Raw genomic sequence first — 18,694 nt, forward strand, 5'->3', positions numbered from 1 at the left:
CTCCGTTGTTTTGTTTTATGCAGCGATGATGACGTTTGGATCAGTACCTTCATAAAGCGATGCAACGATGGCCGCGCGGCGCGTGAGCACCGCCGCCTGGTTGATGGAGCCTTTGTCGGTCAGCTCGCGATGATCGATCGACGGTGGCTCCGCTTGCAGCAGCAGGCGGTCAATGCGCATGGATGAACCGCTGGCGTCCGCGTTCAGGCGATTCAACAGGCTTTGGAAGCTGTCGCGCACCGGTGCGCTGGCCAGCACTTTTTCGACGCTGGCGGCGGTGCCCAATCCGGACAGCGGCAGGCAGTGCTCCATGCGCGGGAACACCAGCAGGCCGATGGCGTTACGGTCGATGCCCGTCACCACCGCATCCATCACATACGGAGCCGCCGCGCTGATGACACGCGCCCGCAGCGGACCGACGCTGACGAAGGTGCCGGTACTGAGCTTGAAGTCTTCGGCGATGCGGCCGTCGAACATGAAGCCAAGTTCGCGCCGTTCAGGATCGATAAAGCGTAGCGCGTCGCCGGTGCAGTAGTAGCCGTCACTGTCGAAGGCCGCCGCCGTCAGGTCTGGTGCGCGCCAGTAACCCGGCGTGACGTGCGGCCCATGGAAGCGCGCTTCCAGCTTGTCACCCGAAGGCACCAGCTTTACCTTGCACCCCGGCGCCGGCACGCCTACGTATCCGGCCTTGATGATGTCGCCGGTGCCGAAGGTGCAGGAAGGCGAAGTCTCGGTCATGCCCAAACCCGTCATGATGCGGACCGACTCGCCAGTTTCGGCGATGGCCGCTGCATCGAGCCTGTCCCACGCCGCCTGCGACAGACCTGCGCCGGCGCACAAGAACAGCTTGACGCGGGAGAAGAAGGTGGCGCTGAGCTGCTGGTCGGTCTTCATGGCGTCGGTCAGCATTTCAAATCCCTTTGGGATGTTGAAGTACATGGTCGGCGCGATTTCGGCGAGGTTGCGCAGCGTGGCGGCGAAGTCGCGCGGCGTCGGCTTGCCGTCGTCGATGTACAGGGTACCGCCGTTGTACAAAACGATGCCGACGTTATGGCTGCCGCCGAAAGTGTGATTCCACGGCAGCCAGTCCACCAGCACCGGCGGCTGTTCGCCCATGAAGGGAAAGGTCTGCAGCAGCATCTGCTGGTTACTGCACAACATGCCGTGGGTGGTGATGACGGCCTTGGGCTTCTTGGTTGAGCCGGAGGTGAACAGGAATTTGGCGATGGTTTGCGCGTTCACGTTCGCATGCGCGGCTTCCACGCTCGATGGCGCCACGTCCAGTAGCGCGTTGAAGCGGGTGGCACGGTGGCCTGCTACCTCGCCGTGCGCCAGGATCAGTTCCGCGTCGGCCGGCATCGCGGCGGCGATGGCCTTGGCGAAGGCTGCGCCATCGGATGCGTACAATGCGCCTGGCGTCAGCTGCGTTACCAGTTCCGCCAGTTTGCCGTAGTCCGTTGCCACCAGCGAGTACGATGGCGACACCGGCGCGTACGGTATGCTCGCATACATCGCGCCCAGCGCCAGCTGGAAGTGTTCGAGGTCGTTGCCGGACATGATGAGCAGCGGGCGTTCTGCCGACAAACCGCGATCCAGCAGCGATTGGCCGATGCGGCGTGCGCGGTCCAGCACTTCGGCGTAGGACAGCCGTATCCATTCGCCATCCACACCGCGTCGTGCGACCAGCGTGCGTTCGGGATGCACAGCGGCGCCGGATTCCAGCCGGTCGGTAAAGCGCGGCGGGAAATCGCCCAGCGGTGTGATGGCGTCCACATGCCATAAGCCGTCCTCCTGGTAGACCGCGATTTCCGGGTTGCCCAGCTTGACCGGGCGCTGTGCCGCAGTCCTTGCTTGGTTCATGCGGCCTCCTTAGATCGGGTAGTGACGCGGCGTGGTCTGGATCGTGATCCAGCGCAGCTCCGTGAACTCCGCAATCGCCGCCTTGCCGCCAAAGCGTCCCTGGCCGCTGTGCTTTACGCCGCCGAATGGCATCTGCGCCTCATCATGTACGGTCGGACCGTTGATGTGGCAGATGCCGGACTCGATGCGCTTGGCGACTGCCATTGCGCGGCCGATGTCGCGGCTGAACACTGCGGATGACAGGCCGTATTCGCTGTCGTTGGCGAGGCGCAGCGCTTCTTCTTCCGTGTCGAAGCGCAGGATGGAGACGATGGGGCCGAACGATTCCTGCTGGTAGACCTGCATCTCCGGCGTCACGCCATCGACGATGGCGGGCTGCATCAGGTTTCCCTGTACCTCGGAGGTAGATTGCAGCACGCGCGCGCCGCGTTCCTGAGCGTCACGCAGCATGGCGCTTACTCGCTGGGCTGCGGCGCTGTCGATCATGCCGGTGAGCGGCGCATCGGCGTGGGCTGCTTTCAGCTTGCTGGTCTTGGCCGCGAATTTGTCGAGGAAGGCGTCGGCGATCTTGTTGTCGACGATGATGCGGTCGGCCGACATGCAGATTTGGCCCTGGTTGAAGAAGGCGCTGAAGGCCGCGCCTTCAACGGCAGCGTCGATATCGGCGTCGTCCAGTATCACGATAGGATTCTTGCCGCCCAATTCCAGCAGCACCGGTTTCAGATGCGTGGCGCAATGCTGGGCGATGATGCGGCCCACATTGGTGGAACCAGTGAAGTTAACGCGGCGGACCGCCGGCGCAGCGATCAGACGCTCCACCACTTTCGGCGCATCCTGCGGTGCGTTGGTAATGACGTTGACCACGCCGGCCGGGAAGCCTGCATCTTCAAACACGCTGCCGATCAGGCGATGCAGGGCAGGGCACAGCTCCGACGCTTTCAGGATCACAGTATTGCCGCAAGCGAGCGGCATGGCCAGTGCGCGGGTGCCGAGGATGACCGGCGCATTCCATGGCGCGATGCCGACCACTACGCCGCAAGCCTGGCGCACGCCCATCGCCAGCGAGCCCGGTACGTCGGACGGAATTACTTCGCCGCTGATCTGGGTGGTCATGGCGGCGGCTTCGCGCAGCATATTGGCAGCCAGCGTTACATTGAACTGATACCACACCGGTGCGCCGCCTGCTTCAGCGATGCCGCGTTCGACGAATTCTGCGCGGCGTGCTTCCATTGCGTCGGCGGCCTTGAGCAGCAATGCGCGGCGTGCGCCCGGCAGCATGGCGGACCACGCAGGGAAGGCTGCTTGCGCTGCCTGCACGGCGCGGTCCACATCTTCCAGCGAGGCTGCCGCAGCGCGGCTGGCGACTTCGCCGTTGGCCGGGTTGCGGCGCTCGAACACGGCGCCGTTGTGCGCGGCGGCGGTGGCGCCGCCGATCAGCAAATCGGTATTAAACATGGTTGTCTCCTCTTTGTTTTATTGTAGGGTTTAACCGCGTTTGTAGGTTTGCAGGCCTGGCTTGATGGTTTTATCGTCCAGGAACTGCTTGAGGCCTTGGGCCCGGCCCTTTTCCGGATCGCGGTAGTTGGACTGGTCAACCTTGGCGTACAGGTAGTCCTCGTTCTGGTCCCAATTCAGTTCGCGGCAGCGCTTGAAACCGTTCTTGGCGATGCGCAGTACCGTAGGCGATTTCTCCAGCAGCTTGCCGGCCAGCGCCAGCACGTGGTCGCGCAGTTCGGCGCGCGGCACGCTCTTGTTGACGAGGCCCATGGCAGCGGCTTCCTGGCCGGTGAAGGTGTCGCCGGTCATGATGTAGTGGAGCGCCTGGCGATGGCCCATCGTATCGGCGACGGCTTTGCTGACCAGGTTACCGGGCGGGATGCCCCAGTTGATTTCCGAAAGGCCGAACACCGCTTCATCGGCCGCGATGGCGAGGTCGCAGGCCACCAGCGGCGAGAACGCCCCGCCGAAGCACCAGCCGTTGACCATGGCGATAGTCGGTTTGGAGTACATGCGCAGCAGCTTCCACTGCCATTGCGAGCAATCGCGGCGCAGGCGTTCCTGGAAAATCTCAGGCTTGCCGTCGTTCTCGCGGAAGTATTCTTTCAGGTCCATGCCGGCGGTCCAGCTGTCGCCGGCGCCGGTCAGCACGATCACTTGCGCTTCCTCGTCCAGTTCCAGCGTTTCCAGCACGTCGATCATCTCGCGGTTGAGCGTTGGGCTCATGGCGTTGCGCTTTTCCGGACGGTTGAGGGTAATCCAGCCGATGCTGTTTTCAATATCCACCTTCACGGTTTCCCATCGGCCTGCGTATTTGGACATACAATATCTCCTGTGTGTAAGTTTATTATCAGGCTACCTGATATGTAACTTATACTATACCCACCTTCTACGTTTTACAAGATGAATTTTTATGGTTAAAGCACATTCCGATAATCGGCCGGCGGGACTGGCGTATCTGGTGGGGCGTCTGGATCACATTTTGAACAAGCGGCTGCGCGATTGCGTGGCCCCGGCCGGACTGACGGTGCCGCAGTACACAGCGCTGTCGGTATTCCGTGCCCATGGTTCGCTGTCGAATGCGCAGCTGGCGGTGCGCATCATGACCACGCCGCAGTCGGCCAACGAGATGGTGAAGGCGATGGAGAGCAAAGGCTGGATCGAGCGCTCGCCGGATCCGGCGCACGGCCGCATCATCCAGATCCAGCTGACCGAAGAAGGCCAGACCATCCTGCTTGAATGCGATCCGAAAGTGCGTGAAGTGGAGATGCTGATGTTCCCGGACACCAGCGAGGAGGAACGCGCACTGCTGCTGGCCCAGTTGAAGGGGGCAGTGCGCGCGCTCAGTGTGGAAGGACTTTAGTTCTTGGCTTCTTCGTGGCGCAGCTGCGCGCTCATGCCGTCGCATCTGGCCGACCATGCAGTCAGCCAGTCCGGCATGGCCGGCGATTGTTCCGGCAGGCCGAGGTCTTTGATCAGTACAGCCGGCGGCACCGTGCCTTTAGGCGCGCGGAACACGCCGCGCATGATCACCACGCCGGCGGTACGGCCATCCTTGACGAAACGGTGTTCGAGGAAGCTCCACTTGTCATCCCAGCCCAACATGCGGGTGTGGATTTCAAACGTCTCGAACAGTTTCAGCTCGCGGCGGAATTTGCCCCATGCGTCGCCGACGATGGGCACGGCCTTGAGGCGCAGCGCGGTGCGGAAGGCGCCGGTCTTCAGCACGTAGTCCATGCGGCCGATGTCGGCCATTGTGAAATAGCGGCCATTGGTAACGTGGCGGTTCAAGTCCAGGTCATGCGGCCATACGCCCATGCGGATCACGGTGATGGAAAACGGGTCGGCGGACTGTCGCCACGGACGCTTCAACAGCATCCATATCAGTCGGATCCAAAGATTCATGGTGTACAGGTAAGTAGAGGGTAGCCACCACTATAGGCGAGGCGGTTCTGGTAAGGTAGGTGCAGAAATGACTTTTTTCATGCGACTTTTGCCAACCTCGTTGCCATGCACCTCACCTTACTCTTTGCCGACCAATGCTCAGCCTCCAGCGCCACCACGGCGCTGGAACTGCTCACCGCTGCCAACCTGTTTGCCGGCGAAACCATCTTCGACGTGGTGACGGCGTCGCTGGACGGGAAGCCGGTTAGTACCCTGCGCGGCCAGACTTTACAGCCGGAAGTGGCGCTGGACCAGATCAAGCATACCGATTTGGTGCTAATACCCGGATTCCTCTTCACGCTGCGCGAAGCCTTGCCCGGCTTTGACCGTTACGCCGATTGGCTGCGCAAGCAGCACGCGCAAGGTGCGGTGCTGGCGACCATGTGCACCGCCACTTTCCTGTTGGCGGAAACCGGTTTGCTATCCGGCGCGCGCGCCACCACGCATTGGGCCTTCGCGGACCTGTTCCGCAAACGCTATCCCGATGTGCGCATGGATGAACGCGAGACGCTGTGCGAGGACAACCGCTTCCTTACCAGCGGCGGCGCCAGTGCGGCGATGGATCTGCTGCTGCACCTGATACGCCGTTACGGCTCACTGGACCTGGCGCAGAAGTGCAGCCACTACCTGCTGATCGATAACGCCCGCAGCGAGCAGTCGGTATATGTGATGTGGTCCATGCCGAAGAGTCATGGCGATGACGGCATCCTGCGCGTGCAGAACTGGCTGGAAGAGCACTATGCTGAGCCGCTGTCGATCGACGAACTGGCGCAGCGCTTTGGCTACGGCGCCCGCAACTTCGCGCGCCGTTTCAAGGAGGCGACCGGCTACACACCGCTGGCTTATCTGCAAACACTGCGGCTGGAGAAAGCCAAGCACCTGCTGGAGTCAACCCGCATGAGCCTCGACAGCATTACCTTCAAAGTGGGATATGAGGACAGTAATTCGTTCCGCCGTTTGTTCCAGCAGCGGGTGGGACTGCTGCCTGCGTCGTACCGGAAGAAGTTCCAGCCGCAGGCAGCATAAGAGGAAGGCTTAGTTCAGCGCGGAGTTCTTACGCGCATAGGTGAAGTAGATCACCAGGCCGATGGCCAGCCAGATGCCGAAGGCGACCCAGGTGAACCAGCTCAGGTAAGCCATCAGCGTGACGCAGAAGATCACGGCCAGCGCAGGAATTACCGGCACGCCTGGGCAGCGGAACGCGCGCTTCAGGTCAGGGCGGGTTTTGCGCAGGATGACAATCGCGATCGACACCAGGCTGAATGCCGCCAGCGTACCGATGTTCACCAGCTCATTCAGCACGTTCAACGGCACCAGCGCGGCCAGGATGCCGAACACAATACCAACCAGCCAGGTGGCGAAGAACGGGGTGTGGAAACGGGGGTGCACTTCCGACAGGCGTTTCGGCAGCAGGCCGTCGCGCGACATGGCGTAGATGATACGGGTCTGGCCGAAGGCCATCACCAGGATCACGGTGGTCATGCCCAGGATCGCGCCCAGGTCGACGAAGCCGGCGAACCAGTTCTCACCGGCTTTTTGCAGTGCCAGCGTCACCGGGTGGTCGATGCCAAGGAATTCCTTGAACGGTACGATGCCGGTCATGATGGCCGAGACGATCACATACAACACGGTGCACACAGCCAGCGAACCAATGATACCGATCGGCAGGTCGCGTTCCGGACGTTTCACTTCTTCCGCCGCCGAAGTGACAGCGTCGAAACCGATGAAGGCGAAGAACACCAGTGCTGCGGCGCTCAGGGTACCCTGCATACCGTACGGCATGAATGGCTGCCAGTTGGCCGGGGTGACGTGGCGCGCGCCGACGACGATAAACAGCAGTACCACGCCGATCTTGATGACCACCATGATGTTGTTCATACGGGCCGATTCACGTACGCCGATACTCAGCATCGCGGTCAGCAGCAGCATGATGCACAGCGCCGGCAGGTTGATGATGGTGCTAACGCCAGGGATGGCGCCGGGAGCGGCCGTCAGTGCCACCGGCAGGTGGATGTCGAAACCTGCCAACAGCGATTGGAAGTAACCGGACCAGCCGACCGACACTGCGGAAGTGGCAAGGCCATATTCCAGCAGCAGGTCCCAGCCGATCATCCACGCGGCCAGTTCGCCCAGCGTGGCATAGGAATAGGTATAAATGGAGCCAGCCACCGGCACGGTGGAGGCAAATTCAGCGTAGCACAGCGCAGCGAAACCGCAGGCGATGGCGGCGATCACGAAGGACAGCGTCAGCGCAGGGCCAGCCGTCACTGCGCCGGTACCGGTCAGCACAAAGATACCCGTGCCGACGATAGCGCCTATGCCCATCAAGACCAGGTCCATTGGACCGAGCACTTTCGCCAGCCCGCCCGGCTTCTGGGCGGATGCGATCATGTCATCCAGATTCTTAGTTCTAAAAATGCTCAAAATGGCTCCAATTTTATTGTGGTTATCGTGATTCCCGACGGCGCCTTGTGGGCTTAAAAGTCGGGCGACCGCAAATAATACAATATGGTGGCGCCAATGATGCCGATTAATCACCGAAAAAAGCCGGTGACTGCCGGAGGATGTTTCTTTTTAGTGTCGGAAGGCTTGTCCCAGTTTGCCGAGGTCAATCGGCGGCGGCACAAAGGCCTGGGCGAACAGGATTTGGTCGGCTGCCGGAGCAATACGCTCCACGACCCAGTCGACGACGGGGGCTGCCAGCGGCGAGGCGAGGACGGCGGCGCACAGTGCGGTTTTGAGGATGGCCATGGGTGTCTCCTTTGTTATGGATTCATGTTAGACCGCCCGGCATCCGTGCACGAATGGTTTATATCACTAGCTGGTATTCGTTTTGTCGATAGTTAGCAGCGACGAGACGTACAGCAGGAAGCGGTCCTCAAGCCGCGCCAGATCCAGGCCTGTGACCTCGCCGATGCGACGCAGGCGGTAGTCCAGCGTGTTGCGGTGGATATGCAGCGCGTTTGCGGTGGCGGCCGGATGGCCGTCGTGGGCGAACCATGCTTCCAGTGTGCGCTGCAGCAGTTCCTTGTTCTTGCCTAGCTTTTCAATGGGGGCGCGCAGCTGCGCTCCTTGCCAGCCGGTGTTCAGGCCAGAGAGCAGTACAGGCAGCATGTGGTCGTAGTAACTGTATTGGTGGCGGCGCGGATGGCGCATGCGGCCGATGCGTGCCGCAGTGCGGGCGCTGTGCCACGAAGTGGCCACAGCTTCCATGCCTTGCAGCGCGATACCCATGGTCAGGCGGTGCGGCTGTGGATACAGTTCGCGCAGCACGTTGGACAGCGTGTGCAATTGTTTCTTGTGGCCGGGACCGGGCGCATCGAAGAAGTCGAGCATGGCCAGTTCGCGCTCGCCTGCTGCCGCCGTCAGGAGCGAGGGCAGGCGTGATTGCAGCCGTAGTTGCAGCGCATGCAGGCCAGCGCCATCGTCTGCTTCATCAAGTTCCAGCAGGTAGACCGCGTGCATGCGGTCGAACTGCACGCCGAGACGGTGCGCCCATGCAGTCAGGTCGGCGGGATTGGCATGTTCGCCATTGATCAGGTTAAGGACGAAGGCTTCGCGGTAGCGCGAATCGCGTTGCAGCTCGCCCGCCAACTGCGCCTGTTCGAGGATCATCTCGGCGGTGAGGCGTACCAGTTCGCCGAACTGGCGGACTTCGGCCGGTGCGCCGCTCAGGCCTACTGCACCGCACAATTGTCCGTGCACCGTCAGCGGTAAATTGATGCCCGGCTGGGCGCCGTGCAGGTTGCGCGCGCTGGCGTCGTCGATTTCCACCGTCAACCGTTTGGCCAGTGCCAGTAGCGCGCCAGCATGCAACTCGCCGATGCGGGCCTGGTTGCCGCTCGCGATAATGCTGCCGTTGGCATCCATGACGTTGACGTTGTAGGGAATGATGCGCATGGTGCGCGTGACAATGTCCTGCGCCAGCGCCGTGCTTAGAATGTCCATGCGGGCTATTTTAGGGCATTTGCACAAGAAAATGGCGTAGCTGGCCGCAAAATTCGGGCGTGTGGCCAATGCTTTTTTGTGATCGATTCCAGATAATCGCCGTATCATTAAAAATACACTGGAGACCTGCATGAGCACATCCACCACCACGGCACAGGCCTGGCCGCCCGCGCCCATCCTCGACGGCGCATATAAAAAAGCCAGCTGGCACCTGATCCCGTTCATTTTTGTCTGCTACCTGTTCAATTACCTGGACCGCGTCAACGTCGGCTTTGCGAAGCTGGAGATGCTGGATGCGCTCAAGTTGAGCAATACCGTGTACGGCCTTGGCGCCGGCATTTTCTTCATCGGCTATGTGCTGAGCGGCGTGCCGAGTAACCTGATTCTGCATAAGATCGGCGCGCGGCGCTGGATTTCGGTGATGATGGTCGCTTGGGGCGGACTGTCGGCGTGCATGCTGTTCGTGAATTCCCCAACCTCGTTCTACGTGCTGCGCTTCTTTACGGGCGTGGCGGAAGCGGGCTTCTTCCCTGGCATGGTGCTGTACTTTACGCACTGGTTCCCGACCCAGAAACGCGGCCAGGTGATGGCGCTGTTTATGTCGGCGATTCCGATTTCTGGTTTGATCGGCGGCCCGTTGTCCGGCTGGATGCTGTCACACTTTTCGACTGGCCAGGGCGGCATGGCGGGCTGGCAGTGGCTGTTCTTGCTGCAGGGCGTGCCGACCGTGCTGCTGGGCGTGGGCGTCTACTTCTATCTCAACGACGGCATCACGCAAGCCAAGTGGCTGAGCAGCGAGGAGAAAGCCGCCATGCAGGCCGCACTGGCCAGCGACGAGCAACAGCGTGCCGCTACCAGCAATGTCGGCCAGTCCTTCAGTGCCGTGCTGCGCAACGGCAGCTTGTGGATGCTGGGCGTGATCTACTTCTGCATTCAGATGGGCGTGTATGCGATTAACTTCTGGCTGCCGTCGATTATCAAATCGCTGGGCTTCCAGAATCCGGTGACAGTTGGCTGGCTGAGCGCCATCCCTTACTTGCTGGCGGCCGTGTTCATGGTGTGGGCCGGCCGTTCGGCCGACAAGCACCGCGAACGCCGCTTCCACGTGTCGCTGCCGATGGTGATGGGTCTTATCGGCCTGCTGATGGCGGCCAACTTCTCCAGCAATGCGCTGATCGTGATGATCGGCTTGAGCATGGCGACCATGGGTGCATTGGCTGCGCTGGCGCAGTTCTGGTCTTTGCCTGCGGCCTTCCTTGGCAGCGCTGCAGCGGCGGGCGGCCTGGCGTTGATTAATTCGCTGGGCCAGATCGCCGGTTTCGTCAGTCCCTTCCTGGTCGGCTGGATCAAGGATGCGACCCAGAGCACCGATATGGCGCTGTATATTTTGTCCAGCGTGCTGCTGCTTGGTGCGATACTGGTCTTGCGCATTCCTGCGCGTCTGGTCAACCGTTAAGAGCTGCCGATGAAGATAGTCATAGCGCCCGATTCGTTCAAGGAAAGCTTGACGGCGATGGCCGTCGCCAACGAGATCGAGGCCGGCTTCCGCGAGATTTTCCCCGATGCCGAGTATTGCAAACTGCCGGTCGCCGATGGCGGCGAGGGCACGGTGCAAGCCATGATCGACGCCAGCGGCGGCAAGCTGGTGGCCTTGAAGGTGACTGGCCCGCTGGGCGAACCGGTGGCCGCGTTCTACGGCTTGATGGGCGACGGCCACACAGCGGTGATCGAGATGGCTGCCGCCAGCGGGCTGGAATTGGTCACGCCGGCGCAGCGCAATCCGCTGCGGACCACCAGTTACGGCACCGGTGAATTGATACGCCACGCGTTGAACGCGGGCGCGCGCCGCTTCGTGCTGGGCATCGGCGGCAGCGCCACCAACGACGGTGGTGCGGGCATGCTGCAGGCGCTGGGCGGCCGCTTGCTCGATGCCGGCGGCGAGGACCTCGCGGTCGGCGGCGGCGCGCTGGCGAAATTGGACCGCATCGACTTGTCCGAACTCGATGCGCGCATCAAGGACTGCGTGTTCGATGTGGCCTGCGATGTGAGTAATCCGCTAGTGGGACTGCAAGGCGCTTCGGCCATTTTCGGCCCGCAGAAAGGCGCAACGCCGGAGATGGTGGCGCAGCTGGACGACAACTTGCGCCACTATGCGGCGATCATCACGCGCGACCTTGGCCTCGACGTGGCCGACGTGCCGGGTGCGGGTGCAGGTGGCGGCATCGGCGCCGGCATGATGGTATTCCTCGGTGGGAGCCTGCGGCCGGGTAGCGAGATTGTGACTGCCGCTGTCGGCCTGGATGCGGCGGTGGCGGATGCGGATCTGGTCATCACCGGCGAGGGCCGCATCGACGGCCAGACCATCCACGGCAAAACGCCGATTGGCGTGGCGCGGGTGGCGCAGCGCCACGGCAAGCCTGTCATCGCTATCGCCGGCTCATTGGCGAGCGGCGCGGCGGTAGTGCATGATCACGGCATCGACGCGGTGTTCGCTGCCGTCAGCCGTCCGTGCACGGTGGAGGAAGCGTTGGCTAATGCAGCACTCAACGTGCGCAGCGCGGCGCGTAATATCGCGGCCACGCTGCGTCTCGGAGCCCAGCTCTCTTAGCTGCGTTTGCGGCGAGCGGCAAAGCCCACCAGAATAGTATTTGTTTTTTTAAAATTTCGTTGTTTCTGTGCACAAGCGCGCCGGCAGATAACAGGCCCAAGCTTGTGATAGAGTTGTCTTCCATGTAAGACACAGGAAAACTGTCATGGCGCGACGCCGACTGCCGTCGATTAAAGTGCAAATTTATAGCCTGGTCTGGGCTTGCGCTTTGCCGGCCATCGTGGGCTTTTCGCTGCTGACGGCGCACTTTGTTGAGCGTGAGCGCGACCAGATCCGGCAAGACACGCTGATCACGGCGCGCGCGCTAATGCAGGCAGTGGATCGTGATCTTAACACCGGCATCACCGTGGCGCTGGCGCTGGCCAATTCGCCCAGCCTCGATAAGCGCGATTTCGCCGCCTTCCATGCGGAAGCCACCAGAGCGCTGCGGCCCGAATTCCCCGGTTTTAATTTCGTCCTCAGCGACCGCGATGCGGTGCAGTTGCTGAATACTGCGCGTCCCTACGGCCAGCCGATTCCCGATCCCGGCAGCGCGGCGCGCATCCGCAAGGTGTTCGATACCGGCAAGCCGGTGATTTCCGACGTGTTTATCGGCGGTGCGCTGAAACGCCCGCTGGCCGCCATCCATGCGCCGGTGCTGCGCGACGGTAAAGTGGTGTTCTGTATTTCAACCGCGTTTGTGCCGGAGCGGCTCGGGCAAGTGCTGAAGGAACAGCGTCTGCCGCCGGACCGCGTGATCGCCATCTTCGATGCACAAGGCGTGATCGTGGCGCGGTCGCTGGATGCGGAACATACCGTGGGTAAGAAAGGCGCGCCATCGCTGCTGGCGCAGATGCCCCTCAAGATGGAGGCTGCGGTAGACGCCTCCACGCTGGAGGGCATGCCGGTGTATTCGATGTACAGCCGCTCGCCGTTCAGCGGCTGGGCGGTGGTGATCGGTGTGCCGCGCAGCGTGGTGTGGTCGGAGATACTGGTCTCGGTGCGCTGGATAGGGCTGGTGGTCGGATTGCTGCTGCTGGCTGGCTTCTGTGTGGCGTGGATTTACGGCCGCAATATCGGGCGCTCGGTGGAGCAAGCTGCCGCCGCCAAGGATGCTTTCGTCGCCAATATGAGCCACGAACTGCGCACGCCGATGAACGCGGTGCTGGGCATGGCGCACTTGCTGGGCACGACCCGGCTGTCGCAGGAGCAGAGCCGTTATCTGGAAATGCTGCGCGCGTCCGGCCAATCACTGCTGGGCATCCTGAACGACATTCTCGACTTCTCCAAAATGCAGGCCGGGAAGGTGGAACTGCACCCGGTGCGCTTCAAGCTGGAAGACGTGATGCATGCGGTAGCCACCATCATGAGCGTGAGCGCCGGCGAGAAAGACCTTGAACTGTGCATGGCGGTGGAGCCGGATGTGCCGCGCGAATTGTTCGGCGATGCGCTGCGTTTGCAGCAGGTGCTGGTCAACCTGGCCGGTAATGCGATCAAGTTCACCGAGCGCGGTGAAGTGTCGGTGCTGGTGCAGCGCATGACCAAGTCGCCGCTGACGCTGCGTTTCTGCGTGCGCGACACCGGCATTGGCATGAGCCGCGAACAGTTGGCGCGCTTGTTCTCGCCGTTCACACAGGGCGACCTGTCGTTCACGCGGCGCTTTGGTGGCACCGGGCTGGGACTGACCATTTCCAAGAACCTGATCGAACTGCTGGGCGGGACCATTCATGTCCAGAGCGAGCCGGGGCAGGGCACTGAATTCCGCTTCACGCTGACGCTGGCCGAGGCCGAGGATACGGCGCCGGTGCGCACCGGCGGCACGCTGCATGTGCTGGTGGTGGACGACAACCGCACCAGTCGCACCTTCATTAGCAAGACCATCCTGTCGTGGCACTGGACCAGCGACCGTGTGGCCTCCGGCGAGGAAGCGCTGGCGCAGCTGCGTTCCGGCGCGCAGTACGACGTGGTGCTGGTCGACAGCCAGATGCCGGGCATGGACGGCATCCAGACCATGCGCGCCATCCAGTCATTGACGCCGGTGCCGGTGATTTGCATGGTCGGCGCCTACACGCGCGGTAAGCTGATGCAGGAAATGGCGGAAGCCAGCGCCGCCGCTTTCCTTACCAAGCCGGTTACCGCTTCCAGTCTGTTCGACGCGGTGCAGACCGCGCTGGCGCCGCAGCAGCCGGATGGCGCCGCACCCTCCGCGCCGTCCACGCCGGCGCTGGACGGCGTGCGCATCCTGCTGGTGGAAGACAATCCGGTGAACCAGAACGTGGCGCGTGGGATACTGGAACAGGCGCGCGCCCAGGTGGCGGTGGCGGATCACGGCCAGCTGGCGCTGGACCTGCTGCGCGCCGGCGATTATGACGTGGTGCTGATGGATGTGCAGATGCCGGTGATGGACGGCTTTACCGCCACCCGCAAGATCCGCAGCGAGCTGGGATTGTCGCTGCCGGTGATCGCCATGACGGCGGGCGTGATGGAGTCCGAGCGCGAACAGTGCACCAGTGCCGGCATGGACGACTTCATCGCCAAGCCGATCGACGTGGAGCAGATGTTTGCGATCCTGGCGCGCTATGTGCCGGCAGGTGCGGCCGCGCGTAGCGATAACTAAATGAAAGGTAGCCATCAACGTTTCGATATCGCTGCCTTTTTTAAACTAGCTTATTTGGAATTGTTCGTTTTGTTACACGGGGGTGGCGGCTTATATTGGCGCCCATGAGTACCGTATCTTTTGCTACCGCCGCGCGTGACCAGTTTCTCGGCGGTGAATTCCGCCGCAGTTATGGCTGGCTTACGGCCTGCGTGCACCGGCTGGTCGGCTCGCGCTACGACGCCGAAGACCTGGCTGCATCGGCGTTCACCGAACTCGCAGGAATGGAAGACGTCAGCCATGTGCGCCAACCGCGCGCGCTGCTGACTACCATCGCACGCCGCCTGACGTATGAGTTCTGGCGGCGGCGCGACCTGGAACGCGCGTATCTTGAACAACTGGCGCTCGCGCCTGAATTTTCCGACGCTTCGCCGGAAGACATCTGCGAGGCCATCGACGAATTGATGCGCATCGACGCGGCTTTGCAAGGCTTGAGCGCCAAGGCGCGCGAAGCTTTTATCCTTAGCCAGTTTGAAGAACTGGGCTACGCCGAAATCGCCCAGCGGCTCGGCGTTTCGGTCAGCATGGTACGAAAATACCTGGCGCAGGCATTCACCGCCTGCTACGCACTCGCATGAAGCTGGCCCCGGCCGAACATCAGGCGGTGATGTGGGAAGTGCGCTTGCGCGAAGGTGACGTTGGCGCCGCAGTGCTGAATGAATTCGATCACTGGCGCACGGCGGCGGCAGCCAACGAACAAGCATGGAACGCCTTGCAGCAACGCCTGTTGCGTATCGGTGGTGCCCGCGCCCGCGATGCGGCAGCCGTGGTGCATGCTTTGCGTACGCCTGCTGTGGAGCGCCGGCGCGCGCTGCGTGCCGCTTTCGGCATGCTGGCGCTGGGTTGCGGCACGTGGGCGCTGCGTGAAGGTGTTCATGGTCTCGGACTGGATGCCGACTGGCAGAGCGCTGTTGGCCAACGCGGTGAGAGTGCGCTGGCCGATGGCACACCGCTGGCGTATGACGCCGACACGCGTATCTATCTGGGCGGCAGCGCCACTAGCCCGGTGCTCGATTTACAGCAAGGGCAGTTGCTGGTCAAATCCAGGGGACAGCGTGGAGGCGTGCTGAGTGTCGCGACCGAGCATGGAACGGTGGTTACCGGCGGCGCGATCTTCAACGTCGGCCGCCTGCTTGAGCGTAGCGTGGTGGCGGTGAGCGCGGGCAGTGCCTTGCTGCGGCCGAAGGGCGGGCCGGCAGTGCTGGTGTCGGCCGGCGAGACTTTCCACTTTGGCCGCTCCGGCGCGCATGCTGCCGAATTATCGTTTAACGCCGTCAGCGCGTGGACGCGCGGCGTGTGTGTCGCGGACCGCATGCCGTTGGCCGAGCTGCTGGACATCTTCAGTCGCTACCGCAAAGGCCTGCTGCGTGTCAGCGGACCAGCAGCGAAGCTGGAGATCAGCGGCGTGTTCCGGCTGGAGGATATCGAACGCGCCTTGCTGCAGGTGGCGGACATCCTGCCGGTGCGCATCCAGCGCTACGGCCGCTATCTGACGGTGCTGAGTGCTGTCTGAAAAATATTTTTAGTTTGTGGTGACACTTTTCGCTTCTCGCTGCACATGGGTAGTGAAGCGCCTTGATCGAGGCGCCATAACTTTGTGAGGCACGTTTTGCAGAAACCACAGCACATCCTGGCCATCCTGGCCGTGACCCAGCTACTCGCCTTGCCAGCCGCGCTGGCGCAGGACGCTACCCGTCATCCTTACCAGCTAGCCGGTGCGCCGCTGGACAAGATCCTGCTGCGCATCGCCGCCGAAAGCGGCGTGGCGCTGGCTTATGATCCCAAGCTGCTGGAGTCAGTGCGCTCTGCGCCGGTGAACGGCAATTTCAGCGCCACGGAAGCGATTACCCGGGCGTTGGAGGGTACAGGATTTGAGCTGGTCAGCACCGGTGGTGGCCGTACCCTGACTATCCGCCGTGCGCTGGCGGTGCCTGCGGTGGCGCGTCCTGCCGTGCAGGCGGTGATGACGCCGGTGGCTTTGCGTACGCCGGTTGCGGCTGTCGCGGCAGCGGAAGCACCGAACACCGAAGTGCTTGCGCGGGTAACGGTGAACGGCGCCAGGCGCCCGGGTGCCAGCCATGATGCCGATGATGTGCAACGCGCGCCAACGGCATCGTACCGCGTGAGCGGCGAGCAGCTGGAAGAACAGAACCTCACTACACTGGAAGACTTGCAGCAGCTGGTGCCGGGACTGGTCATTCAAAGCACTGATCCTTCGGATACGCAAATCACCATCCGTGGTGTGGGCGACGGTGGTGGTCAGGCCAGCGGCGACCAGAATATCGGCATGCCGAGTAGCGTGGCGATTTATGTCGATAACGTGTATCTGCCACGCGCGGGCATGCTGAGTAGCGGCTTGGGCGACATCGAGTACGCCGAGGTGCTGAGCGGCGCGCAGGGCACGACATTCGGCGCCAACGCCACCGGCGGCGTGTTGAATATCCATACTCGCGCGCCGAGTTTTACGCCGGAGGCTTCGGCCTCGGTGTCGTATGGCCAGAACGGCTATACGCGAGGGCGCGCTTTGCTGTCGGGGGCTTTGTCCGATAACTGGGCCGGACGTTTGAACTTCGTCTACACCAATAACGACGGTCCGGTGACCAATGTCCGCAACGGCAATAAGCTGGCCGGTGTGACCAGCACCGGCGCACGCGGGCAGTTGCTGTACAAGCGTGGCGACAATTTTGACTTGCGATTGAGCGCTGACATCAACGTCACTAACAGTGAGCCAACGCCGGTGCTGTTGTCGACCAATGTGTTCAGCGGCGTGGATAGCTTCCTCAAACACTCGGCGGCGGTAGGCAACCATGTGGTGTTTGGACCGAATGTCGATCTGGATGATGAGAATAGCGTGCACGTAAAGCAGGGCGGTGCGTCGGTGGAAGCCAACTGGCGTTTCGACAACGGCTACAAGCTGCGCTCTGTGACGTCGTATCGTTTTTTCCGTTCCGATCCTAGCGTTGCTGATGGTTTGAGTGTGGGCGTGTACAACAACACGGGTACGCGGGTGTTGGACCGCACTTGGTCGCAAGAACTGCGGCTTGATTCGCCCGCTGGCGAGAAGTTTGATTATGCGCTTGGCCTGACGTATCTGGGCGAGCATCTGGATACGCTGGCGCACACGCGCTATACCAACAACAAGCTGGCGGGCATTTATCTGGATTCGGCCAGCTACAACGGGCTGGATGTAATCCGCGTCGGCCAGCTGCATGACTATATGCTGTCGCCGTATGCGCAGGGCACGTGGCACTTTGCGCCAACGTGGGATCTGGTGGCCGGCGTGCGCGCGAATTACCAGGAGAAGGGCGGTTCGTTTGTGCGCTACAACCGCGCGGCTTTCAATTCGGGCTATCTGCAGGAGTATCACGTGCTGCCTTCGGGGACACTGGTGCTCAAGCACGAGTTGGCGCCAGCGTGGAGTACGTATCTGGCTGGTTCGTATGGTGAAAAATCTGGCGGCTTGAATATTTCAGCCGGCGCGGCCAAGGCGGCTGGTTACGATACGCTGATCATCAAGCCGGAGAAGACCAAGAGCGCGGAGCTGGGTATCAAGGGTGCGCTGTTGGAGAACAAGGTGCGCCTGAGCGCCGATGTGTTCCTGACCGAGATTACGGATTTTCAGACGCAGGGTTATAACCCTGATGACCAGCAGACGTACTTGATGAATGCCGGTAGCTTCCGCTCGCGCGGTGCTGAGGCCAGCATTGCTGCCGCGGTGGCCAAGGGCTGGGAGGTGAACCTGGCTGGCGTTTATAACGACGCATATTACACGGACTACGCAACTGCGCGCTGCCCTGCTGAGGTGATCTTGTCGCCTAAGCCACCAGCATCGTGCAATTTGACCGGACAGCGAGTGTTCAATGCGCCGAAGACGACGTGGAATGCGAGCACGCGCTATGAATGGCGGAGCGAGAATGGACTCAGTAACTTTGTCGGCGCGCGCTATTCGTATCGTGGCTGGATGTATGGTGCGGTTGATAATTCGCGTCTGACGCGGGTGGATGGTTATGGCCTGGCGTCGTTTTCGGCGGGCTCGCGCGGGAAGCTGGGGCACGGGGAGTGGAGTGCTTCGGTGTGGGTGAACAATGCGTTTGATAAGCAGTATTACCGTCGCGTGGCGAGTGGTGACTATGGTTCGGTGTGGGCGTGGCTGGGCGAGTCGCGGACTGTTGGTGCGACGCTGTCGTACAAATATTGAGGAG

General features: G+C 61.9%; 15 protein-coding genes. 8 read left to right on the top strand and 7 right to left on the bottom strand.

Annotated elements, in window-relative coordinates; all coding sequences use genetic code 11:
- Nucleotides 1-15 precede the first annotated feature (15 nt).
- Genes GTP46_RS04960 through GTP46_RS04970 form a run of 3 tightly spaced genes read right to left on the bottom strand, consistent with a single transcriptional unit; the run spans nt 16 to nt 4,179 of the window.
- A complete protein-coding gene (locus GTP46_RS04960) occupies nt 16-1,860 on the bottom strand; it encodes a feruloyl-CoA synthase (RefSeq protein WP_161005519.1) in 1,845 nt (614 codons plus the stop codon).
- Between the two features lie 9 nt (nt 1,861-1,869).
- A complete protein-coding gene (locus GTP46_RS04965; protein WP_161005520.1) occupies nt 1,870-3,315 on the bottom strand; it encodes an aldehyde dehydrogenase in 1,446 nt (481 codons plus the stop codon).
- Nucleotides 3,316-3,345: 30 nt separating this feature from the next.
- A complete protein-coding gene (locus GTP46_RS04970) occupies nt 3,346-4,179 on the bottom strand; it encodes a p-hydroxycinnamoyl CoA hydratase/lyase (protein WP_161005521.1) in 834 nt (277 codons plus the stop codon).
- Nucleotides 4,180-4,270: 91 nt separating this feature from the next.
- Between GTP46_RS04970 and GTP46_RS04975 the strand changes: the two genes are divergently transcribed.
- Nucleotides 4,271-4,720 (top strand): MarR family winged helix-turn-helix transcriptional regulator, encoded by a 450-nt coding sequence (locus GTP46_RS04975; protein ID WP_161005522.1) that lies wholly within the window; start codon nt 4,271-4,273, stop codon nt 4,718-4,720.
- Here GTP46_RS04975 and GTP46_RS04980 read toward each other — a convergent pair.
- Nucleotides 4,717-5,235, bottom strand: a complete 519-nt coding sequence (locus GTP46_RS04980; RefSeq protein WP_202414151.1) for a thioesterase family protein — start codon at nt 5,233-5,235, stop codon at nt 4,717-4,719. The genes GTP46_RS04975 and GTP46_RS04980 overlap by 4 nt on opposite strands.
- A 132-nt stretch (nt 5,236-5,367) precedes the next feature.
- On the opposite strand from GTP46_RS04980, the gene GTP46_RS04985 reads away from it, so the two are divergent.
- Nucleotides 5,368-6,327: a GlxA family transcriptional regulator gene (locus tag GTP46_RS04985; protein WP_161005524.1), complete on the top strand. Its 960-nt coding sequence runs from the start codon at nt 5,368-5,370 to the stop codon at nt 6,325-6,327.
- A gap of 9 nt (nt 6,328-6,336) precedes the next feature.
- Here GTP46_RS04985 and bcaP read toward each other — a convergent pair whose 3' ends face one another.
- The 3 genes from bcaP to GTP46_RS05000 all read right to left on the bottom strand — a co-directional run bounded on the left by bcaP (nt 6,337) and on the right by GTP46_RS05000 (nt 9,249).
- Complete coding sequence (bcaP, locus tag GTP46_RS04990) at nt 6,337-7,725, bottom strand: branched-chain amino acid transporter BcaP (RefSeq protein WP_161005525.1); 1,389 nt, start codon at nt 7,723-7,725, stop codon at nt 6,337-6,339.
- Nucleotides 7,726-7,875: 150 nt separating this feature from the next.
- Entirely contained in the window at nt 7,876-8,052 is a 177-nt protein-coding gene (locus GTP46_RS04995; protein WP_161005526.1) for a hypothetical protein, read from the bottom strand.
- Between the two features lie 66 nt (nt 8,053-8,118).
- Complete coding sequence (locus tag GTP46_RS05000; RefSeq protein WP_161005527.1) at nt 8,119-9,249, bottom strand: sugar diacid recognition domain-containing protein; 1,131 nt, start codon at nt 9,247-9,249, stop codon at nt 8,119-8,121.
- A gap of 130 nt (nt 9,250-9,379) precedes the next feature.
- Here GTP46_RS05000 and GTP46_RS05005 point away from each other — a divergent pair, with 130 nt between their 5' ends.
- The 6 genes from GTP46_RS05005 (at nt 9,380) to GTP46_RS05030 (ending at nt 18,690) form a co-directional block, all read left to right on the top strand.
- Complete coding sequence (locus GTP46_RS05005) at nt 9,380-10,705, top strand: MFS transporter (RefSeq protein WP_161005528.1); 1,326 nt, start codon at nt 9,380-9,382, stop codon at nt 10,703-10,705.
- A gap of 9 nt (nt 10,706-10,714) precedes the next feature.
- Complete coding sequence (locus tag GTP46_RS05010) at nt 10,715-11,857, top strand: glycerate kinase (RefSeq protein ID WP_161005529.1); 1,143 nt, start codon at nt 10,715-10,717, stop codon at nt 11,855-11,857.
- 145 nt (nt 11,858-12,002) lie between these two features.
- Entirely contained in the window at nt 12,003-14,453 is a 2,451-nt protein-coding gene (locus tag GTP46_RS05015; RefSeq protein ID WP_161005530.1) for a hybrid sensor histidine kinase/response regulator, read from the top strand.
- A 104-nt stretch (nt 14,454-14,557) separates the two neighbouring features.
- Complete coding sequence (locus GTP46_RS05020) at nt 14,558-15,070, top strand: sigma-70 family RNA polymerase sigma factor (protein WP_161005531.1); 513 nt, start codon at nt 14,558-14,560, stop codon at nt 15,068-15,070.
- Entirely contained in the window at nt 15,067-16,005 is a 939-nt protein-coding gene (locus GTP46_RS05025; RefSeq protein ID WP_161005532.1) for a DUF4880 domain-containing protein, read from the top strand. Before GTP46_RS05020 ends, GTP46_RS05025 begins: the two co-directional genes overlap by 4 nt.
- Nucleotides 16,006-16,101: 96 nt before the next feature.
- Nucleotides 16,102-18,690 (top strand): TonB-dependent receptor, encoded by a 2,589-nt coding sequence (locus tag GTP46_RS05030; RefSeq protein ID WP_161005533.1) that lies wholly within the window; start codon nt 16,102-16,104, stop codon nt 18,688-18,690.
- Nucleotides 18,691-18,694 lie beyond the last annotated feature (4 nt).

The organism is Duganella flavida (assembly GCF_009857445.1).
In the GTDB taxonomy this organism is placed as follows: domain Bacteria; phylum Pseudomonadota; class Gammaproteobacteria; order Burkholderiales; family Burkholderiaceae_D; genus Rugamonas; species Rugamonas flavida.